Genomic DNA, 23,973 nt, shown 5'->3' on the forward strand with positions numbered 1-23,973 from the left:
TTGCCTTCGTTCCCCCATCTCGTCGCCGAGTTTTATCGGCGCGACGAGAAGCTCACTGGCGTTCCATGACTTGTTTGCCATGGATTCCTTGCGGTGCCTGCGCAGGTTTATCGCGCGCCATCCACCGCCGCAAGCCCGCCGGTGCGGTGTTCACAGCACGTTGCGTGCGCTGTGCGCCGTTGTAACGACGTCCGCAATTTCCTGCCCCGCGGACGTCATTCCAGAAAGATACGAACCGACACGGCGCCCTAAGTCCGCCCTCGGGTGATCTCGATTGCTCGCTTTCCCCTGCGAAAGACCGCGATCGTGAGGCGCCAAACCGTGATGCCCGCCGCCGGCCAGGCGGGAGCTCACATCCGGGTCGGTTTCCTGAACACCCCCAGCGATGACGCATTTAATTCACTGGTGGCGTTAACCACGGACTGCACATCGTGCACCGGGCACCGCCCGGAGTGGCGCGCGGCAGAAATGTCCGCACGCGACTGTCGCTTAACACTCAAGGAACGGCCAAGCATTTTGAGCAACCCCAGGGGCGGGATAAACCGAATTGCAATACGGACCTACGCGTACTCATCAGACACGGGAGAACGTCATGGAAAAGTTCTGGATCGAGTTCAACGAGATCTTCAAGCAACACGGCGATGCCGCGGCCCGCAGTGGCAAGCGCATCAGCTTCGGCACGCACCACATCCGGCGCGGGTATTTGAGGCGCGATTTCCACCTGCTGCGCGGCGGCGGGCTGCTCAGGTTTGAGCACGGCCAGGTGGTGCGCGAACGGCGCTTCAAGCTGGGCTCGCCCTACAACCTCAAGGCCAAGCACATCCGGGCCTTGATCGATGACTGGCTGGCGCGCCGCCACTCGCGGTCCTACCTGGAAAACAAGCTGTCCGTGTGGCGCCAGTTCTGCGCCTGGATCAACAAGCCCAACTTGGTTCCCGGCACCGCGGAGGTGATGTCCTATCCCAACTACCGGCACCGCTCCCAGGTGGCGGTGATCGACAAGACCTGGAGCGGGCGCGGGATCGACGTACCCGGGAAGCTCCGCGAGATTGCATCAAGCGATGCGCGCGTGGCCCTGGTCCTGGAGCTCATGCTGACGTTCTCGCTGCGGCTGAAGGAGGCCTCGCTGCTGCGTCCGCACGCGGCCGACCAGGGCGCGTATCTCGACGTCTGCCGCGGCACCAAGGGCCGTCGCCGGCGCGTGCACCCGATCGCCACCGCCGAGGAGCGCGAGGTGCTCGAGCGCGCCAAGGCGCTGGTTGCCGACCGCACCGCATGCCTGGTGCCGAGGGACAAGACCTACAAGCAGTGGCAGAACCACGTTTACTACGTACTAACCCGACACGGCATCAGTCACAAACAAATCGGTGCTTCCACCCATGGCTTGCGCCACCAGGGGCTCAACCGGCTGTACGAACAGATCACCGGCGTCCGGAGCCCGGTTCGCGGCGGGCGGCCGGGCGAGGTGGACCGCGCCACCGACCGTTTCGCGCGCCAACAAGTGGCCGAAACCGCCGGCCACGGCAAGCGCAGCGTGTCCTCGGCGTACCTGGGCGGGGTGCTGCACGGCAGGCAGCCGTCCGCCGCGATCCCGAATCCACCGTCCGCATCCGACGACGGCGAGGAGGACGATGGTGCGGATGATGACGATGACGATGAGGCACGACAGCTCGTCGCGGCGCTGCGTGATCGAATCAGTTCGGATGAAGCGATTTCCTGAGCAAGGACTTAACAAGAGGAGACCCACATGAAAACCGTCAGAGCCATCGATGTCGGTTACGGCAACACCAAATACGTCGCGTCCCGTTCCGAACGGGAAATCCAATGCGCGATGTTTCCCTCGCTGGCGCCGGTGGCGTCGCAGCTCGAGCTGTCCACCGGCATGGCCACGACGCGCGACACGGTCGCGGTGGAGGTCGAGGGCGTCAAGTACGAGGTCGGACCCGGCGCGCGCCTCGGTCTCAAGGCGCACCACGCACGTATCCTGCACGGCGACTACGTCACGACGCCCGAGTACCTGGCGCTCGTGCGCGGGGCGCTGTCCTGCATGCAGCTGAGCCACGTCGACCTGCTGGTGGTGGGCCTGCCGGTCGGCCTCATGAACAGCAAGGCCCGGGCGCTGGCGGCGCGGCTAAAGGGGCGGCACCCCGTCGGCAACGGACGCGAGGTCGAGGTGCGGCACGTCTGGACCCTGGCTCAGCCGCTCGGCGGATTTCTCGATTACGCGACGCGCCTGGGGACCTACGAGATGCTGGCGGAGCAGGTGAATCTGATCATCGATCCCGGCTATTACACCGTCGACTGGCTGACCGGCCTGGGGCTCAAGGCCATGCCCGAGCGCACGGGCAGTTTCGCCGGCGGGACCCACGCCGTCCTGCAGACCATCGCGCGCGGCGTGAGCGAGCAGCTCGGCGTCGCGTACACGGATCTCGACGCCATCGACCGCGCTCTGCCCCGGAACCGGCTCACGATCGGCGAGCGCGTGATCGACCTCGCGCCCCATGGCTGGCCCGCCCAGGCGCGCGTCAACGAAGCGGTAAACGCCATCGCCAACTCTGTCGGTGATGCGCTCGACGTCCACAACATCATCCTCGTGGGCGGCGGCGCGCGCTTCTACGAGGCCGCCATCCGCCGGCGCTTCCCGGCGCCGCGTTTGATCGTGGCCCCGGATCCGATCTTCGCCAACGTGCGCGGATTCCAGATCGCGGGCGAACACCACGCCTCGATGGCGGCTTAGAAAACGCGCCATGGGAAAACTCGTGATCAAGGTCACCGTCTATCAGGACACCGACCCCGATCTGTACGACTCGGTCAGCCATCTTCCCTTGCGCCGGCGCAGCGCGGTGATCCGGCGGCTGTGGCGCCGGGGACTGCAAGCCGGGAGTCCGGAGACGGTGATGACGCGGCGGGCCGATCCATCGCGCGTTGAATCCGCGGGTGCGGAGGAGACAGCCATGACGACCGATCCGGCGAGTGGTGACGGCGGCGAGTTGCTTCGGCGGCATCTGGACGGGCTGTCGGGGCTGACCGCCTTCGTGTGAGGCGATCCCATGCATCGAGACCGACAGGAGGAAAAACATAATGAATCGCACCGAGGAGCGCACGCCATGAAAACCCTGACCCTGCCCGAGGCCGCCGCCTTCCTGCAAATGAACCCCGAGTCCTTGCGGCAGCGGGTCAAGGCCGGCGCGATTCCCGGCGCCAAGCCGGGCAAGTGCTGGGTGTTCGTGGAGGAGGACCTTGTTGCCTATCTGCGCTCGCTGTACGCTGCCCATCGGCAAGCGGTGCGAGTGACCGAGAAGGAGGTGAAATCATGTCACTCTACCGCCGAAGTAAGAACGGCGTCTGGTGGGTGCGCTTCACGGCTCCCGATGGACGCCGAATACGCCAAACTACTGGGACTGTAGATCGCACCAAGGCCCAGGAGTACCACGACCGGCTCAGGGTCGAGCTATGGCGGGTCAGCAAGCTCGGCGACAAGCCGCGCCGCACCTGGCAACAGGCCGTGGCGCGGTATCTCAGAGAGGTCGCGCACAAGGCGGGCTACGAGGAGGACAACCGTCAAACCAAGTGGCTCGATAAGTATTGGCGCGACAATTATCTCGATGAGATCACGCGGGAGGCGGTCGAGCAGGTCAAGGCGGCCAAGCTCAGTACCGGCGTGGCCAATGCGACCTGCAACCGGATGTTGGCGGTCGTGCGCGCCATTCTGCGCAAGGCCGCCTACGACTGGGAGTGGATAGACCGGATACCCAAGGTCCGCCTGCTTCCGGAGCCGAAACGGCGCATCCGGTTCATCACGCGCGAGGAGGCGGCGCAGCTCCTAGCTGTACTGCCGAAGCACCTGGCGGAAGTGGTGCGATTCAGCCTGGCCACCGGGCTGCGCAAGCGCAACGTCACCGACCTGCAGTGGTCGCAGGTGGACCTGGAACGGCGCTGCGCCTGGGTACATCCGGACCAGGCCAAGGCCAGAAAGGCCATTGCCGTGCCGCTGAACGCCGAAGCGATGTTGGTTTTACGGCGACAGCAGGGCAAGCATCCGGTCTATGTATTCTGTTACCGGAAGCATGCGCCGCTAAGCTGTGTCAATGGAGGGACATGGCGCGAGGCGGTGAAGCGGGTCGGGCTGGCGGACTTCCGCTGGCACGACCTGCGGCACACCTGGGCCTCGTGGCATGTGCAACAGGGAACGCCGCTGCACGCGTTGCAGGAGTTGGGCGGCTGGGAGACGGCGGAGATGGTTCGGCGTTACGCTCATCTCGCGCCGGAGCATCTCGCGGAGTATGCCGAGAAGCTCGCCAAGCCGCGTGTGGTGGACGGCAGTGGCACAAATCTGGCACAAGCGGAAAAACGGACCTGAAAATCAAAAGGGCCACGTCGTCGTAGCCCCTTGATTGGATTGGTACCGAGGGTCGGAATCGAACCGACACGGTGTTGCCACCACCAGATTTTGAGTCTGGCGCGTCTACCAGTTCCGCCACCCCGGCTTGGGAAGCGCGAGTATATCAATCTTGCCATCCACGTCACAATGTGATGTCCTGTCGGCGAACACGGAGATGAATCGTTATGCGCGTGCTGGCGGGTGACATCGGCGGGACCAAGACACTGCTGCAAATCGCGGACTGCCGGGCGGGCCGCTGCCGCACCGTGCGCACGCAACGCTTCGACAGCGGTTTCCATGACAGTCTGTCGTCCATCATCCATGAATTTCTGAAGGATGAGAAAAACAAAAGCATCAAGGCCGCCTGTTTTGGCATCGCCGGGCCGGTCCGGGAATCGGCAAAAGGCCAGAGCGTCAAGGTCACCAATCTGCCCTGGGAGATTCATGCCCGTGAACTCAAACGTCGCTTCCGGATCCCCCGGGTTGCGCTGATCAACGATTTCCAGGCCATCGGCTATGGTATCGAGGCGCTGGGCAAGAAGGATCTGGCCGTGCTGCATAAAGGCAAGGCGGTGAAGCGCGGGCCGCGCGCGGTGATCGGCGCCGGTACCGGGCTGGGGCAGGGAATACTGGTCTGGAGCCGGGATCATTATGTGCCCATTGCCACGGAAGGCGGGCACGCAAATTTCGCGCCCGCGAATGATCTGCAGATCGAGCTCACGCGCTATCTGTTGAAAACCGCCGGGCGCACTTCCTGGGAGCTGGTCCTTTCCGGTCATGGCCTGGTCCGGCTTTATACCTTTCTGAAAGAGCGTGGCGCGGCGCCGGAATCCGCGACGGTGGCGCAGGCGATGCAGGCCGGCGATCCCGCGGCGGCCATTACGCGGGCCGCGCTGGAGCAGGACGATTCGCTCGCGAACCAGGCGCTGGATTTGTTCGTCGACATCTACGGCGCGCAGGCGGGCAATCTGGCCCTGACCGCCGGCGCCACCGGCGGTGTTTATATTGCCGGCGGCATCGCGCCGAAGATCATTTCAAGACTGAACGACGGCCGCTTCATGCGGACCTTCCGCAGCAAGGGAAAGATGTCGCCTTACGTGGAGACGATCCCGGTGCAGGTGGTGACAAGGCCGGAAGTTGGCCTGATCGGCGCTGCGCTGGCGGCCGCGCGGCTGGGTTAGTTCCACTTCGGTGACCGGTTGAATCAGGTCCAGACTTTCGTCTGAAAAATCCGGTAATCCATGTCCGGAAACAGGCTGTCGCGCGCGCTGATTTCCCGCAGATAAGCCTCGTCGTAGTGACCTGAGTCGATCATGCCGGTGAGACGGTGGAAGCGGTGCAGGTGGGTCTTGAAGCGCCGCACGGCGTAGTCCACGCTGGTGCCGGTCTTCATGATGAAGGCCCAGTCGCTCGACTGCGCCAGCAGCAGTTCGCGCGCCGCCTGATCCAGCGCCCAGCGTTGCGCACCTTCCGTTTGCGGGAAGCGCTGCACCAGCGCGACCATCTTTTCGGCGGCAGCATGGAGGTAGGGATAAACCCAGTCGTTGGTGCCATTCAGCCACACCTCGTGAAACCCGCCCGCGCCCCAGCTGCATTCGGGCGGCGTGACAGGTTGCAGGTCACCGAAACGGTCAAGATATTCCGATGGCGTGATAGTTTTGATGTCGCTCTGGTCATGGGCGATCTTGCGCAGCAGGAAATCGATCCATTGCGGGCCCTCGAACCACCAGTGGCCGAACAGTTCGGCGTCATAAGGGGCGAGAATCACCGGCGGGCGGTCGAAAAAGGAGTTCAGCCAGTTCACCTGCTGCTGGCGGTTGAACATGAAATGCCCGGCATGTTCCGCCGCGCGTTCGCGCGCCCAGCCGGGATGATACGGTTCTTTCCAGGCGGTCTTGCCGGTGATGCGGTGGTATTTCAGGCCGGTGAAGGTCGGAATGCCGGCGTGATGCAGTTTCTGGATATGCGGCTGGTGCACGTCGAACCCGGCGTCGCGGTAGAACTCGCGGTACAGAAAATCGCCGGGATAGCCTTCCTCCGCGGCCCATACCTGTTTGCTGGATTCATAGTCGCGCCCGAACGCGGCCGGGCCTTCGGGCGTGCGCACCGGCCGGTGCACGCCGTACTTCGGGCGCGGGTCGGCGTTGAGCAGGCCGTGCGAGTCAAGGATGAAATATTCGATGCCGAATTCGCGCAACAGGCGGTCCACACCCGGTTTGTAGCCGCATTCCGGCAGCCAGATACCGCGCGGCCGCCGGCCGAGAATGCGTTGATGCGTGCGTACCGCCATGGACAGTTGCGCGTACAGGCTCTCCTCGTTCACCGCCAGCAGCGGAAAATAACCGTGGGTCGCGCCGCAGGTGAGAATGTCGAGATGGCCGGCCTCCATCAGGCGGCGGAACGCCTGGGTCACGTCGAGACGGTCCTGTTCCACGAAGCGGCGGCGCAGGCGCGTATACAGATCACGGTAGAACATCACCACCGGCTGGAAGTACGCATCGCTCTCGGTGCGGTGGCGCTCGCCTTCCAGCGCCCCGAGGCGCTCGTCGAGATATCGCACGTAACGCTGTTGCAGCAACGGGTCGGTCATCATCGAAAGCAGGGTCGGTGTGAGCGACATCGTCATACGGAATGGCGTGCCGTCGCGCGCCAGCCCCTCGAAGACGTCGAGCAGCGGCAGGTAGGTTTCGGTCATGGCCTCGAAGAACCAGTCTTCCTCGAGGAACCGCTCATGTTCGGGGTGACGCACGAACGGGAGATGTGCGTGCAGGACGAGCGCGAGGTAACCTTTGGGGTGCACCGTTGGGGTTCTCTAAAGAGTTTCTATGATCTATTGAACCGCCATGGCGCCAAGGTCGCCAAGAAAAGCATGTTTCAACAATAAAAAACTTGGCGTTCTTGGCGTCTTGGCGGTTGCATTTGCCGTTTTAAATCTGACGGCTGCTGATGCCGCCCGGCCAGGCGAGACGGTCGGAAGAGGGCGCGCCGCCGGGGCTGCTGATGGACGCGGCCCAGCCCAGGCGCGATCCGTGCACGCGGCCGCCGGCGCGCCGGTACATGGCGCGGAACTGTTCCTCGCTGACCCACCACAGGCGGTCGGTGCGGTTGGAGGCATGCAGGCTCGGGATGCGCGCGATGCCGCGGCGGGTGGCGATGACAAAGCGCCCGTCCGGTTCGTAATAACCGAGCTGCAAATACACCTCGCCCATGTCGGTGGATTCATCCACGTGGAAATACCAGCGGCCGCGTTCACGCGACACCGGAATTTCGTCGATGATTTCAAAAACATCGCTGGCAATCCGTCCGAGTCGAAGCCTGAACGATTGGGCGCGCGCGGCAGAATCTGGCGGCAAGACCCAATACCCGTGCAGCACGCCGGGCTTCTGCGGCAGCAGGCACAGCGTCGCTTCGGCGACCGGCGGGAGATTATCGATGTCTTCATTGAGGTCCATGGCCTCGGCGCGTGGCGCGGCGCTGCCGGGCGGGACGACTGCGTATTTCGCGCTCTCGATCTGTTCTTCATCCGCAGATTGGCGCTGGACATCGCCGGCCCATTCCCATTGCGGCGTCAACGCCGGCGCCGGGCGCGCCTTCGGTGGCGTGATCTTGGCCGCCGGCAGGGTTTTTTTGGCGACGCGCACGGGCGCGGATTTAACGCGAGGCGAGGCAGATTTGGCTTTGACTTTGACGACAGGTGTTGTCGTTGCCGGCTTTGCGGTTTTTTCTGCCGCCGCCGGTGTCTGCATGCCGCCCAAGGACAACAGCTTTTCGAGTTCGCGGCGTGACAGTTTGGAGTATCCCCGCAGGCCGCGGGACCGGGCCAGGGCGCGCAATTCCTTGAGGTTTTTGGTCGGCATGGTTCTGGCCTTCACGTGCAAAAATTCGATAAAGCGGGAACATCTGACAATGTTCGCTGAACAGCTTACATCCTTTCACTCCGTGCCGGAAATGTAAAGTCCCGTTGACGCCAACGGATGGGAACGCCGGACCGATGACACTGTCGGAACAGGATTGAATTTATTGATATCCGTCAATGCCGGAACGCATTTGCCGCGCCATGATTTCAACGGTGGGCAGATGTCTCTTTGAATTTTTTTGCATCTTGCAAGGAGGCGTGCGCATGAAAATCCAGAAGATACGCGAACTGGCCCGTCATCAGGGACTGGATCCGGGCAAGGCCGACAAAGTCGAGCTGATCAGGGCGATTCAGCGCAAGGAAGGCAATTTTGACTGCTTTGCCACGGCTCATGCGGGCGCATGCGATCAAGACGCTTGCCTGTGGCGCGCAGACTGTTTTGCCGCGGCCAGGAGCAGCAAGCATTCCTGAACCGGCGGCTTTTCTGAAGTGGTAAGGAGGTGCCATGTTTCTCAGGCATGTTTCGAGCGGTGACATCGTGGAGGTGATGGATGTCGAATCCCTCTTTGATCCTTTCCGGAATGAATTCAAGGGCCGGTTCCACGCGGGCGAGGAAATGCCGGATCCTGCCGGCTTTCGCAAGTCCGACATGATATTTCTCTCCGGTGAGCGCCTGCCGCGTTGCTGGGTGGACCCGCACTACAAGGAGCGAAAAATCTGAAATCAGGGTATCCTTGCGGTTCAGGACGTGATTTTCGAGAAGGGATTCACGCTTACCAGTTACCTGTGCACCAAAGGGGAGCATGATCATGCCGGTTCCATTGCAGATAACCTTGAAAGACATGCCGCAGTCCGAGGCGGTGGAGTCCCGTATCCGCGAAAAGGCGGAGAAGCTTAACCGTTTTCATGAGCGCATCATCAGCTGCCGCGTGGTGGTGGAATCGCCGCAGCGGCACCAGCATCAAGGCAAACTCTACAGTGTTCACATCGACCTCTCCGTGCCCGGCGCCGAACTGGTGGCGAACCGCGCCCAGGACGAGGATGTCTACGTCGCGATTCGCGACGCTTTCGGCGCCATCACCCGGCAGCTGGAGGACTTCACGCGACGCCAGCGCGGCGACGTGAAGACTCATACCGCGCCTGACGCCTGATATACAGCCCGGGTAACCGGGCGTTCGCATGCGGTGGGGAATGGCCGGCCATGAGGAGTTATGCGCATGGATATCAATGCCGTTCAGAGAGTCTATCGACGTTACGCCCCGGCCTATGATTTTTATTTCGGGGCCATGTTCCAGCCCGGGCGCCGGGAAATCATCGCCCGCCTGGACTGCCGCCCCGGCGACCGCATTCTCGAGGTTGGTGTGGGCACGGGTCTTTCCCTCTCGCTTTATCCGCGTCATGTCGAGATTACCGGCATCGACCTTTCCCGGGAGATGCTGGTGCGCGCCCGCGCCCGCCGTCGCTGCCAGCACCTGAAGCACGTGGTGGCCTTGCGCCTGATGGACGCCGAGCACATGCAGTTCGCCGACAACAGCTTCGACAAGGTGGTGGCGATGTATGTCGTTTCCGTCACCCCGCACCCGGCACGCATGACGGATGAGATGCGGCGGGTGTGCAAGCCCGGCGGCGAGCTTTTCATCGTGAATCATTTCCATCACGCCAACTCGCTGGTCGGCGGGGTGGAGCGGCTGGCGGCGCCGTTTTCGCACGTGATGGGCTTTCGCCCGGATTTCTCGCTGGAGCATTTCATCGACGAGACCGGGCTGGACGTCGCGGCACGGATTCCGGTGAATGCGCTGGGATACTGGACACTCTTGCGGTGTCGCAACAACAAGCGTTCCAGGGCGGGCGTCGCCCCGATGCCGGCGCTCGCCTGAGGTCATGCCTGCGGGCCGCGGAGGCCGGATGGGCGTTGTTGTTGACCGCGGTGGCGTGCGGTGAAACGGCGTCACCGGCGATGGCCACACCGGATGATCCTGAAACCGGCATGCGCGGCTTTGTCCTCGAACCGCTTGCCCGGCGCCGGATTCTGCATGCCCGTTTCAGGACGCGCCCGATATTCTCCGGCGACGCACGGAAGCGGTCGCCTTTCTTTTGCGCGGAGCGCCATCCGACGCCGGCCGGCGCAGGCGTTCGTACATCTGCATGTATTTGGTAGCGCGGTGGCGCCAGGAAAAATCCTGGCGCATTCCGGTGCGCATGATTTTTTGCCAGCATCCGGCGTCGCGCCAGAGTGCCAACGCGCGGTCCATGGCAGCGAGCAGGGCGCCGCCGTTCGCCTCCTGGAACACGATGCCGGTTGCCTTCCCGGCGCCGATATTTTCCGGTGTCGCATCTACCACGGTGTCGGCCAGCCCGCCGGCACGCCGGACGATGGGAACGGTTCCGTAACGCAGGCTGTAAAGCTGGTTCAACCCGCAGGGCTCGAAGCGCGATGGCATCAGGAACATGTCGGCCCCGGCCTCGATCCGGTGCGCCAGTCCTTCGTCATAGCCGATACGCACGGACAGGCGATCCTTGTAGCGCGCGGCCTGCCGGACCAGCGCCGTCTCATAAGCAGCCTCGCCGCTGCCGAGCAGGACGAGTTGCAGCGGCCGGTGCATGAGGCCGGGCAGGGTGTCGAGCACCAGGTCGATGCCTTTCTGCGCCACCAGCCGGCCCACCATGCCGATCAGGGGGGCATCGGGTTCCAGTGGAAGACCGAATTCCCGTTGCAGCGCCAGTTTGTTGGCAGCCTTGCCTTGCAGCCGGCCGGCGGAATAGTGATTCACCAGATAGCGGTCGCGCGCCGGGTCCCATTCCGCATCGTCGATGCCGTTGAGAATGCCGCTGAGCCGGGCGGCGCGTCGGCGCAGCAGGCCGTCCAGACCGTCGCCGAATTCCGGCGTCTGGATTTCGCGCGCGTAAGTGGGGCTGACGGTGGTGAGCTGGTCGGCGAACACGAGGCCGCCCTTCATGAACGACAACTGGTCATGAAACTCGAGCGCCTCCGGCGACCACAGCCCGGGCGGCAGCGCCAGCGCCGTGAAAGTCCGGTGCGGAAACAGGCCCTGATACGCCAGGTTGTGAATGGTGAAGATCGTGGCGGGTCGTGTTTTTTCCCGGGCCAGCAGCACCGGCACCAGCCCCGTCTGCCAGTCGTGGCCGTGCACCACGTCCGGGCGCCACTTGATCCGGCTGCGGCCCAGGGCAAGCGCCGTTGCCACGTGCGCCAGCAGCGCGAAACGCATGGCGTTGTCCGGCCATGGTTGACCACGGGAGTCAAGATAAGGATTGCCGGGCCGATCGTAGGCCGGCGGGAAATCGGCCAGCCAGATGATCAGCGACGTGCCGGGGAGCCGGCCTTCCAGGATTTTTACCGGCGCTTCGAGACCGGCAATGGTCAGCGAGGCGACGTTTTTGAGTTTGTTGGCGCGTGTGACGGCATCCCGGTAGGCGGGCAGCAGCAGGCGCACATCGGCCCCCCGGGATTGCAGGGCGACCGGCAGACTGCCGGCGACGTCGCCCAGTCCGCCGGTTTTGACCAGTGGATGGGCCTCGCTCGTCACGAAGAGAATTCTCGGCATTTATCCTTTATGAAAATATGATTTTGAACCGCCAAGGCGCCAAGGCCGCCAAGAAAACAACTTCCGGAGATTCTTCTCCTTGGCGTTCTTGGCGTCTTGGCGGTTAAATGATCTTATAGTGTATTTGAATTCATGGCGTTGTGGTAAATTCAGAAATCATCGCCGTACACGGACGAATACGCGGACAGCCGATACCCCAAGGAGGTGCGACCATGAACCCGGGCCAATCCTCGCAACACATCACCCGGCTGACACGCGATACCCTGGCGCTGATTCTCGCCGGCGGTCGCGGATCGCGGCTGAAACACCTCACGCTGTGGCGCGCCAAACCCTCGGTGCCGTTTGGCGGCAAGTTCCGCATCATCGATTTCCCGCTGTCGAACTGCATGAACTCCGGCATCCGGCGCGTCGGCGTGCTGACGCAGTACAAGGCGCACTCGCTCATCAAGCACATCCAGCGCGGCTGGGGGTTCCTGCGCGGCGAACTCGGCGAATTCGTGGAGCTGTTGCCGGCGCAGCAGCGCATCGAGACCTCGTGGTACACCGGCACGGCTGACGCGGTTTACCAGAACCTCGACATTATCCGCAATCACGAGCCGCAATACGTCCTGATCCTCGCCGGCGATCACGTATACAAGATGGACTACGGCGCGATGCTGCTGCATCACATCGAGAGCAAGGCGGACGTCACGGTTGCCTGCGTCGAGGTGCCGGTGGCGCGCGCGCGCGAATTCGGCGTGATGACCATGGATGCGCAGGGCCGCATCGTCGATTTTCAGGAGAAGCCGGAGGATCCCGAACCGATGCCGGGCCGCCCCGATACCGCCCTGGCCTCCATGGGAATTTACCTGTTCAACACCCGCTTCCTGTATGAACAGCTGATTCGCGACGCCGACACCGCCGCTTCGTCGCATGACTTCGGAAAGGATCTCATTCCTTCCATGATCGACGCCTATCGCGTCATGGCCTACCCGTTCCGCGACCCGGTCACCGACCGGCAGCCGTACTGGCGCGACGTCGGGACCATCGATGCCTTCTGGGAGGCGAATATCGAGCTGGTCGGAGTCACGCCCGAGCTCAATCTGTACGACGATAAATGGCCGATCTGGACCTATCAGGAGCAGTTGCCGCCGGCCAAGTTCGTGTTCGACGACGACGACCGCCGCGGCATGGCCGTGGACTCGATGGTATCGGGCGGCTGCGTCATTTCCGGTTCGCGCATCCGCCATTCGCTGCTGTTCTCGGACGTGAAGGTGCACTCCTACTGCGAGATCACCGACACCGTGGTGTTGCCGGACGTCGTGATCAACCGTCACTGCCGCCTGAAACGGACGGTGATCGACAAGGGTTGCCACGTTCCCGAAGGTACGGTGATCGGCGAGAATTTCGAGCAGGATGCCAAACGCTTCCACGTGAGTTCCGGTGGCGTGGTGCTGGTGACGCCGGAAATGCTGGGCCAGGAACTGCATCATGCCCGATGACATACGGTTGAAAGTCGTGCTGTGCTGGCATATGCACCAGCCGCAATACCGCGATCTGATGAGCGGCAGCTACCATCTGCCGTGGACCTACCTGCATGCCATCAAGGATTACACCGACATGGCGGCGCATCTCGAGGCCGTGCCGGCGGCGCGCGCCGTGGTCAATTTTGCCCCGTTGCTGCTCGAGCAGATCGAAGACTACGCGAAACAGGTGGAGGGCTTTCTTACCAACAGCCTTGCCATCCGCGATCCGTTGCTGGCGGCGCTGATCAGTCCTGCGCAGCCGCCTTCGGACGAGGAACGCATCATGCTCATCAAGGCCTGCGTGCGCGCCAATGAAGCGCGCATGATCGGCCGCTTCCCCGCCTTCCACCGCCTGGCCGAAATGGCCGCCTGGTGCATGGCGCATCCCGAGTCGCTGCGCTACCTGAGCAACCAGTATCTCGCCGATCTGCTGGTGTGGTATCACCTGGCCTGGCTCGGTGAAACCGTGCGCCGCAACGACGCGCGTATCAAACGCCTGCTCGAAAAGGAAACTGGTTACAGTCTGCACGACCGGCGCGAACTGCTCAGCGTCATCGGCGAATTGCTGTCGAACGTGATCCCGCGCTACCGGCAACTGGCCGCGCGCGGGCAGGTGGAGCTGTCCGTGACGCCGTACGCCCACCCGATCGTGCCGCTGCTGCTCGACTTTGCCTGCGCGCGCGAGGCCATGCCGCAGGCGCCGCTGCCATTGCTGCCGCAGTATCCCGGCGGCGAGGAGCGGGCGCGCTGGCATATCCGCGAAGGCATCGAGACCTTCCGCCGGCATTTCGGTTTTGCGCCGGCCGGGTGCTGGCCGTCGGAAGGGGCGGTGAGCACGCCGTCCCTGAAGTTGCTGGCGCAGGCGGGTTTCCGCTGGGCCGCCAGCGGCGAGGGCGTGTTGCACAACAGCCTGGCGCAGTCGGGCCATGCGGAGCACGGCATGAAGGAGGCCTGGCTTTACCGCCACTACAGCGTCGCCGACAGCGGCATGAGCTGTTTCTTCCGCGACGACGGCTTGTCCGACCTCATCGGTTTTACCTACGCCGGTTGGCATGCCGATGACGCAGTCAACAACCTGGTGCATCATCTGGAAAACATCGCACACGCTTGCCGTGCGCATCCCGAGCACGTGGTGTCGATCATCATGGACGGGGAAAATGCCTGGGAGCATTATCCGGAGAACGCGTATTTTTTCCTGAGCGCGCTCTACCGTCGCCTGTCGGAACATCCCGGGATCGAGCTGACCACGTTTTCCGATTGCCTGAAAACCGTGGCGGCGAAGCATCTGCCCCAGCTCACGGCCGGTTCTTGGGTGTACGGCACGCTGTCCACTTGGATCGGTGAGCCGGACAAGAACCGCGGTTGGGACATGCTCGGCGACGCCAAGCATGCCTTCGATGCCGCTGCCTCCCGGCTCAGCGCCGAGCAGCTCGAGCGCGCGCGCCGCCAGCTAGCCATTTGCGAGGGCTCGGACTGGTTCTGGTGGTTCGGCGGTGACAATCCGGCTTCCACGGTGGCTGATTTCGAGCAGCTTTACCGCCAGCACCTGACCAATCTTTACCAGCTGATCGGCACGGAGCCGCCGGAATACCTGGCGCAGGTATTCACCCGCGGCGGCGGCGCCCCCAGGCACGGCGGCGTGATGCGCCCCGGCCAGCTCTCCACCGGATGATCCCCGCCGTCCTCGAACAGCGGCGCGCCGGGGTATTGCTGCATCCCACCTCGCTGCCGGGTGGCGTCGGCAATGGCGACCTCGGCGCGGACGCCCACCGCTTCGTGGATTTCCTGGCGCAGGCGGGCTTCAGCGTCTGGCAGATGCTGCCGCTCGGCCCCACGCATCGCGACGGTTCACCCTATCATGCGTTGTCGCTGCATGCCGGAAATCCCATGCTCATCAGTCTCGACCGGCTGGTCGAATGGGGCTGGCTGGAGCCGGACCGGCCCGGTGCCGCGGTGAACGTGGCGGCTTACCGTGTCGAGCGGCTGGCGCAGTCGTACAAGAAATTCATGCAGCGCGCCACGGATTCCGATCAGCGGGATTTCGCGGCCTTCATCAACCGCGAAGCGCACTGGCTCGAGGACTACGCGCTGTATCGCGCCCTGCGGCGCGAATATTCCGGTCAGGCCTGGTTCCAGTGGCCGGCACCATTGCGCGATCGCGATCCGGACGCGCTGGCCACGGCGCGCGTGCGCCTCAGCGATGAGCTGGAGCAGGTGTGTTTCGAACAGTTCGTTTTTGCGCGCCAGTGGGAGGCGCTGCGTTCACATGCGGAGCAGCGCAACCTGCTGCTGTTCGGAGACATGCCTATTTTCGTGGCGCACGACAGCGTCGACGTCTGGATGCAGCGTGAATATTTCCGGCTCGATGACAGCGGCCAGCCCACGGCCGTGGCGGGTGTGCCGCCGGATTATTTTTCCGCGCAGGGCCAGCGCTGGGGCAATCCTCTGTACCGCTGGGAGCGCATGCAGGCAGACGGTTTTCGCTGGTGGATGGCGCGCATGACCACCGAATTCAGGCGCTTCGATCTGCTGCGCGTGGACCACTTCCGCGGATTCGAGGCGTGCTGGGAAATACCGGCGGCGGATGCGACCGCAGTGAACGGACGCTGGGTCCGGGTCCCGGGCGAGGCGTTGTTCGAATCCCTGCTGCGGCATTTCGGCAGCCTGCCGCTGGTGGCCGAGGACCTCGGGATGATCACGCCGGAGGTGCTGGCGTTGCGCGACCGCTTCGACTTTCCCGGCATGGAAATATTGCAGTTCGCCTTCGACAGCGGCGCGGACAATCCCTACCTGCCGCACAATCACCGCAAGCTGGGCGTGGTTTACACCGGCACGCATGACAACGACACCACATTGGGCTGGTTCGAGAACCTGCCGGCGGAACGGCAATTGCGCGTGGTGGAATACCTCGGTTACCCGCATGAACCGATGCCATGGCCGCTGGTGCGTGCGGCGTTGGCCTCGGTCTCGCAACTGGCGATCGTGCCGATGCAGGATATCCTGGCGCTCGGCCGTGGGCAGCGCATGAACACCCCGGGCACGACCGATGGCAACTGGCGCTGGCGTTTCCACTGGGAACAGATCGCGCCGGATCTCGGTGAGCGGCTGAAGCGAATGACAGCCATGTACGGCCGCACCGCGGGGTAGCGAATAGCGATATGCCGTTATTTGGCGGGTTTTATATGAATTGCCCGGCATGGAAATATTGCAGTTCGCCTTCGACAGCGGTGCGGACAATCCCTGCCTGCCGATTCTTTATCGTGACCCGCTTACGTCGTGTTATGTAACTTTAGGTACATTCAGGAACATTGGTAAAACGGTTGCGCAGTTCCTTCTGATGGGTTTGAATGAATGGTCTGGACTTGTCGCAGTACGTACCTGCGATCATCGGGTTACTCGCCGGAACAGATAGAATAAAAATCAAGCGCCGGCATTGCCCTGAATCCGTTTTGGCCAGAGAAAATACCGTCTGGATGGGAGGAGAATGTCATGAATAGCGCTGCATTATCTGCTGCCCCAAAATGGCTTTCATTTTTTCCGGGACTCGCGGAAATCCAGGATGATGCCTGGCTGGAGGCGTTGCACGCTGCCAGGGAAATAACCATCCCTCCCAAAGCAGTGGTCATCCGTCGCGGCGATCCGTGTCAGAATTTCCTCCTGCTGGTGAGAGGCACGGTGCGCGTATACGAAAGTTCGGAAGGCGGGCGCGAGATTGCGCTCTATCGCACCCACGGCGGCGATATCTGTATCCTGACGCTGAACAACCTGCTTTCCGGCGCCGACTATGCCGCCGAAGCCGTGACCGAGGACGAGGTAAGGGCGGTCATGATTCCCATGCCGTTTTTCCAGCACGCCATGGCGCATTCCGAAGCCTTCCGCAACTTCATCATGGCCACGCTCGCGCGCCGTCTGAGCGATGTTATGCGGGTGGTGGAACAGGTCACCTTCCAGCGCCTCGATTTGCGTCTCGCCTGCCTGCTCGGCCAGCTTTTCGAGCGCAACAAGTCGGCCGCTATTTCGATGACTCACGAGGAATTGGCGCGTGAATTGGGCACGACACGCGTCGTGATAAGCCGGATGCTCAAGGAATTCGAGCGCATGGGATGCATACGTTTGCAGCGGGGCCAGATCGAGTTGTTGTCTTCGGAGGCTTTGGAGCGACTCTCGCGCGATTAAATTGTGTAACGTTTGTAACAGACACCGTTGTCACGGCTCATGTAGATTGTGAGTTGTGGAGCCTGAAGCAATAGACACCCGTTTGGGAAGCATCTCAGGTTCCTGCCCGGTTCCGGGCATGGTGGCAGGCCTCTCTCCCTCGTCACTGATTCCTGACCGGCCGTGAGGCGCCGGGTTTTTCCCGGCGCCTTTTTTTGTTTGTGACAGATTTTGCGCAGTTACTGCATGCATCTCCACACCCCCCGCGTTTTTTCCGATCCATAAGCGTGCCACGGAAAACGACGACCAGGAAAACGAGGAGCTATCCTGGTTCAGGCGTGAAGTAGTGAAGGCACCGGGTGCGTTAAGCGCGGCTGGGGTCTTGGCCGCGTTATTGCCGTTAAAGACGTTCGGCGCGGGCAAGGGCAGCTCGGGGCAGCGTCCTTTGCCCGGCAACTCGGGATTCCGCCGGTATCGACCCACCGGCGCCACGTCAGCTGCTGACGATTACGACATGCAGATCACGCAGACGCCGGTGTCCAGCATTCCCGGCAACTTCGCTCCTGGCAGTGGAGCAATAACTGTTTGTTAATGATTTCTCACAACCAGATCATGTACCCCGACTCGAAGCGGTGCGACAGGGCGGGGTGGAACGGGAACAGGCGGATTTTGTAATACTGCAATCCCGGCAGCCGCGGGTAGAGGTCCAGCTTGAACCGGGTTTCGCCCGACTCGTCCGTTCCTTCGGCCGCAAAAATATGGCTGTCCAGCCTTATGAACTCGTTGTTATCCGATTCGTAACCCACCAGGCATTCGACCAGCACGTCATCCGGGTGCAGGCCATTCAGGCGCGCCTTTACGCGCAGCGCCAGGGCTTCACCGGAGCGGATTTCAGCCAGGCCGTCATCCACGCGCCAGGCGCTGACTTTCGGCCAGCTCTGGTCGAGCCGCTTGCGCCAGGCCGCGATCTCCTTGGCGCGCGCGAAGTTGTTGCCCAGCATCATCAGGCGCTGGCGCTTGGCCGGCGCGTAATAGTTGCGCACGTAATCCATCACCATGCGCTGGGAGTTGAAGCGCGGAATCAGCGACTTCATCGAATTCTTGGATTTTTTCACCCACTGTTCCGAATAGCCGTGGCCATTGCGGTGGTAATAAAGCGGAATGACCTGCTTTTCCATGATGTCCAGCAACTCCTGGGCCTCCTCGCGGTCGCGATAGGCGCTGTCGTACTGCGCGCCGTGCGGCGTGATGGCCCAGCCGTTCTCGCCGTTGTAGCCTTCGCCCCACCAGCCGTCGAGCACGCTCAGGTTGATGACGCCGTTGATGCCGGCCTTTTCCCCGGAGGTGCCGCTCGCTTCCAGCGGATACTCCGGCGTGTTGAGCCAGACGTCAACGCTGGTAACGAGTTTGCGCGCGAGCGAAAGATCGTATCCTTCCAGCAGGATGAGCTTGCCTTCGAATTCCGGACGGCGCGAATATTCGTGGATGACCTCGATCAGCCGTTGTGCCGGCAGGTCGTGCGGGTGCGCCTTGCCGGCGAATATCAGCAGCATGCGGCGTTTCGGGTCGTTCAGCAGACGCGCCAGCCGTACCGGGTCGGAAAACAGCAGCGTGGCGCGCTTGTAGGTGGCGAAGCGCCGCGCGAAACCCACCGTGAGCACGTCCGCATCATGCGGCGTGAGATACTGGACATAACGTTCGATCAGGGCCTCGCTGGTGCCATTGCGGCGGTGCTGATGGATGACCCGGCGTTTGACTTCGGCCAGCATCTCCGCCTTGAGCGACTGGTGCAGGCTCCAGTAACTGTGATCGGGAATGTCGTCAATGTGTTTCCAGAATTCCTCGTTGAGCAGCTCGTTGCGCCAGCCGCCGCCGAAGCGCATGTCGAACAGGTTGGCCCATTCACGCGCCAGGAACGTCGGCACGTGCACGCCGTTGGTGATGCATCCGACCGGGTTTTCCTCCGGGGGAATTTGCGGCCAGATGTAGGCGTCCATGCGCGAGGCCACGCCGCCGTGAATGCGCGAAACGCCGTTGCGAAAGCGCGAGCCGCGCAGGGCCAGCGCCGTCATGTTGAAACCGCCCTGGCTGTCCGGGCTGGAGCCGAGGGAAAACAGTTTTTCCTTGTCCAGGCCCAGCGCCTTCAGCTGACTGCCGAAATATCGCTCCATCAGCGCATAATCGAAGATGTCATGGCCGGCCGGCACGGGAGTGTGGGTGGTGAAGATGGTGTTGGCGGCGACCAGCTCCAGCGCGCTGTCGAAATCCAGGCCCTGGGCGACGGCTTCGCGGCAGCGCTCGAGGATCTGGAACGCGGCGTGGCCTTCGTTGATGTGCCATACCGTTGGCTTGAGCCCCACGGCGCCGAGTGCGCGCACACCGCCGATGCCGAGCACGATTTCCTGCTGGATGCGCGTGTTGATGTCGCCGCCGTATAGCTGGTAAGTGATGCGCCGGTCGGCCTCGTCGTTTTCCGGCAGATCGCTGTCGAGCAGGTAGAGCGTGATATGGCCGGCCTTGGCCTTCCATACCTTGAGAATGACGCGCTTGCCCGACATATCCACATCCACGTGGATTTCCTTGCCGTTCGCATCCAGCGCCGGGTCCACCGGCAGGTCGGCGAAGTGCATCGGGTGGTAATGCGCCACCTGGCTGCCGCGCGCGTCGATGGTCTGGGTGAAGTAACCCTGGCGGTAGAGCATGCCCACGGCCACGAAGGGGAGGTTGAGATCACTCGCTGCCTTGCAGTGATCGCCGGCCAGAATGCCGAGGCCGCCGGAATAGATCTGGAAGCTTTCATGCAGGCCGAATTCGGCGCAGAAATAGGCCACCAGGTCTTCTTTCGGGTCCAGGTGCTGCAGGATGTCGGCGCGCGCGGTTTCCTGATGATACGTATCGTAGACCGAGAGGACGCGGTTGTAGTCCTCCATGAACACGCGGTCCTCGGCGGCTTCGTTGATCCGCTTTTGCGCCACACGCCGCAGGAACACCTTGGGGTTGTGTCCGCAGGATTCCCACAGCTCGCGGTCGAGACGGAAGAACAGCGCGCGCACCTCGCGGTCCCAGCTGTAAAGCAGATCGTTGGCCAGTTCCTTCAGCCGTTTCAGGCGCTCCGGAAGGACCGGTTGTACTTCGAGTGTGTAGCGTGTGCCGGGCATAAGCTCTCTTCGTTCGGAGACAATCTCAGGCTACATAGTATAGTATGACGGCCCGTTCAGGGTGACTGTGTTGCTTACAGCGGTGAATGCGGCGTCCCGGCAACATCATGCGTAAATCCGATTTTAATTATTCCCTGCCTCCGGAACTGGTGGCGCAATATCCGGCGTCGCCGCGCAGCGCCAGCCGTCTGCTGCACCTCGATGGTGCAAGCGGCGCGTGCCGCGATATGAAATTTGCCGATCTGCCGGCGCTGTTGCGGGCCGGCGATCTGCTGGTGTTCAACGACACGTGCGTGATTCCGGCGCGGCTCCTCGGGTACAAGGACAGCGGCGGACGTATCGAGGTGCTGATCGAGCGTCTGCTGGATGTGCATCGCGTGTTGGCTCAGGTGCGGTCCAGCAAGCCTCCCCGGCCGGGACAGAAATTGATCCTGGATGGCGGCGCCACGGCGGTAGTGCAGGGCCGCGAGGGCGAGTTTTATGTACTGGAGTTCGAAATCGGCGTGAAATTAAAAGAATCCCCTCTCCCCCTGAAAGGGGGAGAGGGAGAGGGAAAGGGAGAGGGGGTCGACGAATCGGTTACAGAAATCCTCGATCGCATCGGCCACGTGCCGCTGCCGCCGTATATCGCTCGCGCGGATGAAGGCGCCGACCGCGAACGCTACCAGACGGTGTACGCGCGGCATCGCGGCGCCGTGGCGGCGCCGACGGCCGGGCTGCACTTCGACGAGGCCATGCTCGGACGGCTGAAGGAGATGGGCGTGGACAGCGCTTTCGTCACCTTGCACGTCGGTGCTGGCACGTTCCAGCCGCTGCGGGTGGAGGATATCCGCGAGCACCGCATGCACGCGGAATATGTGCGCGTGCTACCGGGCGACAGCGATAAAATCAATTCAGCAAAAAAAGAGGGGCGTCGCGTGGTGGCAGTTGGCACCACGGTGGTCAGGGCGCTGGAAACGGCCGCGAGGGACGGGCGCCTGGACCCTTTTGAGGGCGAGACCGATATTTTTATTTACCCCGGATACCGTTTCCAGATCGTCGACGCGCTGCTGACCAATTTCCACCTGCCGGGCTCGACCTTGCTCATGCTGGTGTGCGCCTTCGGTGGAACGGAAAACGTGCTCAATGCCTACCGTCACGCGGTCGAGGGCCGCTACCGTTTTTACAGCTATGGAGATGCGATGTTCGTCGATTAATCGCTTATAGCGTTCCGGTCCCGATCTCCACGGGCACGTCTGCGCACAAGAGCAAGCATGGTCAGGAACAGGGCGACAAGAATCCAGTCGCCGCTTTGTAATGCTTGCGATGATTCAGTGGTAATTGAGCATCCCCCGGACTGAGGTTGATCCTGGGTCGAGGTGGAGGTGAATGTTGCCAATACCGCTTGGGCTCCCGTGTGTGCAATGCTGTTGTTTGCGACGAGATCGTCATCACCGCGTTTTCCATCAACGAAGTGCAGGATAATCTTGTCGCCACTTATCTCGGCGCCAGTTTCGCCGTCGAACGTGAAGTCGTACCAGTGAGGTGTCGGGTTATTGGGCGTCGGACCGTAGGCATAGTAGGAGTCGGGGCGCGTGGCGGCACCGTCATACAGTGTTACAACAACACCCGCAGTGCCCATTATCCCTGATAGCTTCCAGGTGAACATTCCATTGTTGAAGCGCGTGGAACCCAGGTTCACTGTTCTGAAGTTGTTGATTGTCATGCCGGGGGCCGCGGAAATCGTGGATGTGCCACCACCCGACACAGTCTGGATTGTTGTCACGTTTGCCTGATCGCGGTCCGGAATGCCATCGCCATTCCCGTCGCCGTTGGGTGCCATGTCTTCGGTTTGCGGGCAGGCGGCATCTGCGTCATTGTTTACACATACCCGAGATGTATATATATAGGCACCATTGAGAGTTGGGGCTTGAAACGGGGAAAAAAATAACGGTGAGCGCGGCAAGGCGGCGATCGCATCCACGACATTCATTCCCGAACCGATCACATGGCCAAAAACGGTGTATCCAACAAGACCAATGGAGTTATCGTTGAGGTTGATAAACCACTCGCTGGTTGCGCTGTCTGGGAGCAGGTTGCCAAACTCGTCCTGTGTCAGCGCCATTGATATGAACCTCCCCCGATTTCGTGGACACCCCGTTAAGGTGGACAATACCGAAATCGGAGGACCCTATGTCAGCACAAAAACGACGTCAATACACCGAGGAGTTCAAGACCGAGGCCGTGCGCCTGGTGCAGGAAAGTGGTAAACCCGTGGCCGAGATCGCACGGGAGCTCGGCATCGCGGAGAATCTGCTGTACCGCTGGCGAACCGAGGAACATAACGCACGTCGCCTCGGGACCACGCGGACGAACCTCAAGGCCGAGCACGAAGAGCTGACGTGTCTTCGCCGCGAGCTCGACACCGTGAGAAAGGAGCGTGATTTTTTAAAGCGTGCGGCGGCGTTCTTCGCGAGGGAGCGGTCATGAGATACCGCGCCATCCGGGAGAACGTCCGCCGCTTCCCCGTGCGCCTGATGTGCCGGGCCCTGAAGGTCTCGGCGGCCGGCTACTACGCCTGGCACACCCGGCCGGAGAGCCAACGCGCGGTGCATAACCGGGCGTTGTTGGTCTCGATTCGGGCGATCCACGCCGGGAGCCGCTGCACCTATGGCAGCCCCAGCATCTGCGATGCACTGCAGAAACGCGGGCACCGGATCGGCGAAAATCGCGTGGCGCGGCTGATGCGCCTCCACGGCATCCGGGCCAAAACGGTGAAAAAGTGGAAGGCCACGACCGATTCCGGCCATAAACTGCCGGTGGCCGCCAACACACTCGATCGGCGGTTTGCGGTCGACGAACCGAACCGGGTGTGGGCCGGTGACATCACCTACGTCTGGACGCGGGAAGGCTGGCTGTATCTCGCCGTGGTGCTCGATCTCTACTCGCGGGCCGTGATCGGCTGGGCGATGGGGCCGCGGCTCACCGCCGATCTCGCCACCCAGGCACTGACCATGGCGCTGTGGCGGCGCAAACCGGCCAAGGGGCTGCTGCATCACTCCGATCGCGGCGTGCAGTATGCGAGCGGCGATTACCAGGGACTGCTCGGCCGCGCCGGCATGACGTGTTCGATGAGCCGCAAGGCGAACTGCTGGGACAACGCCTGCGTCGAGAGTTTCTTCGGCACGCTCAAGAAGGAGCTGATCCACGACCGGCGCTATCTCACGCGGGAAGAAGCGAAACAGGACATCTTCGAATACATCGAAGTGTTCTACAATCGGCAACGTCGTCATTCGACCCTCGGCTACCGTTCACCGGCCGAGTTCGAGGCGATGAACCAAGTTGCTTGAGCCGGTGTCCATGAATTTGGGGG

Annotated in this window: 21 protein-coding genes and 1 tRNA gene; 16 read left to right on the top strand and 6 right to left on the bottom strand. The window is 62.4% G+C overall.

Going from position 1 to position 23,973, the window contains the following annotated elements:
* Positions 1–592 precede the first annotated feature (592 nt).
* The 5 genes from SCL_RS05390 (at position 593) to SCL_RS05410 (ending at position 4,360) form a co-directional block, all read left to right on the top strand.
* Positions 593–1,720 carry an integrase domain-containing protein gene (locus SCL_RS05390; RefSeq protein ID WP_096360272.1) on the top strand — a complete coding sequence of 376 codons (1,128 nt, stop codon included), beginning with the start codon at positions 593–595 and terminating at the stop codon, positions 1,718–1,720.
* 27 nt (positions 1,721–1,747) lie between these two features.
* Entirely contained in the window at positions 1,748–2,737 is a 990-nt protein-coding gene (locus SCL_RS05395; RefSeq protein WP_096360273.1) for a PRTRC system protein D, read from the top strand.
* 10 nt (positions 2,738–2,747) lie between these two features.
* On the top strand, positions 2,748–3,041 hold the full coding sequence (locus SCL_RS05400) for a hypothetical protein (RefSeq protein WP_096360274.1): 294 nt from the start codon (positions 2,748–2,750) through the stop codon (positions 3,039–3,041).
* Positions 3,042–3,107: 66 nt separating this feature from the next.
* On the top strand, positions 3,108–3,407 hold the full coding sequence (locus tag SCL_RS05405) for a helix-turn-helix domain-containing protein (RefSeq protein WP_096360275.1): 300 nt from the start codon (positions 3,108–3,110) through the stop codon (positions 3,405–3,407).
* Entirely contained in the window at positions 3,314–4,360 is a 1,047-nt protein-coding gene (locus SCL_RS05410) for a tyrosine-type recombinase/integrase (protein WP_096360276.1), read from the top strand. Before SCL_RS05405 ends, SCL_RS05410 begins: the two co-directional genes overlap by 94 nt.
* A 40-nt stretch (positions 4,361–4,400) precedes the next feature.
* Here SCL_RS05410 and SCL_RS05415 read toward each other — a convergent pair.
* Positions 4,401–4,487: transfer RNA gene (locus SCL_RS05415), tRNA-Leu, on the bottom strand.
* Between the two features lie 79 nt (positions 4,488–4,566).
* Between SCL_RS05415 and SCL_RS05420 the strand changes: the two genes are divergently transcribed.
* Positions 4,567–5,562 (top strand): glucokinase, encoded by a 996-nt coding sequence (locus tag SCL_RS05420; protein WP_096360277.1) that lies wholly within the window; start codon positions 4,567–4,569, stop codon positions 5,560–5,562.
* 23 nt (positions 5,563–5,585) lie between these two features.
* Here the strand turns inward: SCL_RS05420 and SCL_RS05425 are convergent, their stop codons facing one another.
* Positions 5,586–7,181 (bottom strand): glycoside hydrolase family 57 protein, encoded by a 1,596-nt coding sequence (locus SCL_RS05425; protein WP_096360278.1) that lies wholly within the window; start codon positions 7,179–7,181, stop codon positions 5,586–5,588.
* Positions 7,182–7,308: 127 nt separating this feature from the next.
* Entirely contained in the window at positions 7,309–8,238 is a 930-nt protein-coding gene (locus SCL_RS05430; protein ID WP_096360279.1) for a DUF4912 domain-containing protein, read from the bottom strand.
* 263 nt (positions 8,239–8,501) lie between these two features.
* On the opposite strand from SCL_RS05430, the gene SCL_RS05435 reads away from it, so the two are divergent.
* The 4 genes from SCL_RS05435 (at position 8,502) to SCL_RS05450 (ending at position 10,114) form a co-directional block, all read left to right on the top strand.
* The gene (locus tag SCL_RS05435; protein WP_096361853.1) at positions 8,502–8,708 is read left to right on the top strand and encodes an SAP domain-containing protein; all 207 of its coding nucleotides are present in this window, start codon (positions 8,502–8,504) and stop codon (positions 8,706–8,708) included.
* A 34-nt stretch (positions 8,709–8,742) separates the two neighbouring features.
* On the top strand, positions 8,743–8,958 hold the full coding sequence (locus SCL_RS05440; RefSeq protein WP_096360280.1) for an acetyltransferase: 216 nt from the start codon (positions 8,743–8,745) through the stop codon (positions 8,956–8,958).
* 88 nt (positions 8,959–9,046) lie between these two features.
* On the top strand, positions 9,047–9,388 hold the full coding sequence (gene hpf, locus SCL_RS05445) for a ribosome hibernation-promoting factor, HPF/YfiA family (RefSeq protein WP_096361854.1): 342 nt from the start codon (positions 9,047–9,049) through the stop codon (positions 9,386–9,388).
* 66 nt (positions 9,389–9,454) lie between these two features.
* Complete coding sequence (locus tag SCL_RS05450; RefSeq protein ID WP_096361855.1) at positions 9,455–10,114, top strand: class I SAM-dependent methyltransferase; 660 nt, start codon at positions 9,455–9,457, stop codon at positions 10,112–10,114.
* Positions 10,115–10,279: 165 nt separating this feature from the next.
* Here the strand turns inward: SCL_RS05450 and glgA are convergent, their stop codons facing one another.
* Positions 10,280–11,803, bottom strand: a complete 1,524-nt coding sequence (gene glgA, locus SCL_RS05455) for a glycogen synthase GlgA (RefSeq protein WP_096360281.1) — start codon at positions 11,801–11,803, stop codon at positions 10,280–10,282.
* A gap of 212 nt (positions 11,804–12,015) precedes the next feature.
* On the opposite strand from glgA, the gene glgC reads away from it, so the two are divergent.
* The 4 genes from glgC (at position 12,016) to SCL_RS05475 (ending at position 17,484) form a co-directional block, all read left to right on the top strand.
* Positions 12,016–13,284, top strand: a complete 1,269-nt coding sequence (gene glgC / locus SCL_RS05460) for a glucose-1-phosphate adenylyltransferase (protein ID WP_096360282.1) — start codon at positions 12,016–12,018, stop codon at positions 13,282–13,284.
* The gene (locus SCL_RS05465) at positions 13,274–14,980 is read left to right on the top strand and encodes a glycoside hydrolase family 57 protein (protein WP_096360283.1); all 1,707 of its coding nucleotides are present in this window, start codon (positions 13,274–13,276) and stop codon (positions 14,978–14,980) included. Before glgC ends, SCL_RS05465 begins: the two co-directional genes overlap by 11 nt.
* Entirely contained in the window at positions 14,977–16,455 is a 1,479-nt protein-coding gene (gene malQ, locus SCL_RS05470) for a 4-alpha-glucanotransferase (protein WP_096360284.1), read from the top strand. Before SCL_RS05465 ends, malQ begins: the two co-directional genes overlap by 4 nt.
* Positions 16,456–16,797: 342 nt before the next feature.
* Positions 16,798–17,484, top strand: a complete 687-nt coding sequence (locus SCL_RS05475) for a Crp/Fnr family transcriptional regulator (RefSeq protein ID WP_096360285.1) — start codon at positions 16,798–16,800, stop codon at positions 17,482–17,484.
* 578 nt (positions 17,485–18,062) lie between these two features.
* On the opposite strand, the gene glgP is transcribed toward SCL_RS05475, so the two are convergent.
* A complete protein-coding gene (gene glgP / locus SCL_RS05480; RefSeq protein ID WP_096360286.1) occupies positions 18,063–20,621 on the bottom strand; it encodes an alpha-glucan family phosphorylase in 2,559 nt (852 codons plus the stop codon).
* Between the two features lie 107 nt (positions 20,622–20,728).
* Here glgP and queA point away from each other — a divergent pair, with 107 nt between their 5' ends.
* Entirely contained in the window at positions 20,729–21,817 is a 1,089-nt protein-coding gene (queA, locus tag SCL_RS05485; RefSeq protein WP_096361856.1) for a tRNA preQ1(34) S-adenosylmethionine ribosyltransferase-isomerase QueA, read from the top strand.
* Here queA and SCL_RS05490 read toward each other — a convergent pair.
* Complete coding sequence (locus SCL_RS05490; protein WP_096360287.1) at positions 21,814–22,725, bottom strand: peptidylprolyl isomerase; 912 nt, start codon at positions 22,723–22,725, stop codon at positions 21,814–21,816. The two genes, queA and SCL_RS05490, sit on opposite strands and share 4 nt — an antisense overlap.
* Before the next feature lie 68 nt (positions 22,726–22,793).
* Between SCL_RS05490 and SCL_RS05495 the strand changes: the two genes are divergently transcribed.
* A protein-coding gene (locus SCL_RS05495) for an IS3 family transposase (protein ID WP_231969805.1) occupies positions 22,794–23,950 on the top strand; the annotation gives its coding sequence in 2 pieces (ribosomal slippage) (positions 22,794–23,061 and positions 23,061–23,950; 1,158 coding nt in all).
* Positions 23,951–23,973 lie beyond the last annotated feature (23 nt).

The organism is Sulfuricaulis limicola (assembly GCF_002355735.1).
Classification (GTDB): domain Bacteria; phylum Pseudomonadota; class Gammaproteobacteria; order Acidiferrobacterales; family Sulfurifustaceae; genus Sulfuricaulis; species Sulfuricaulis limicola.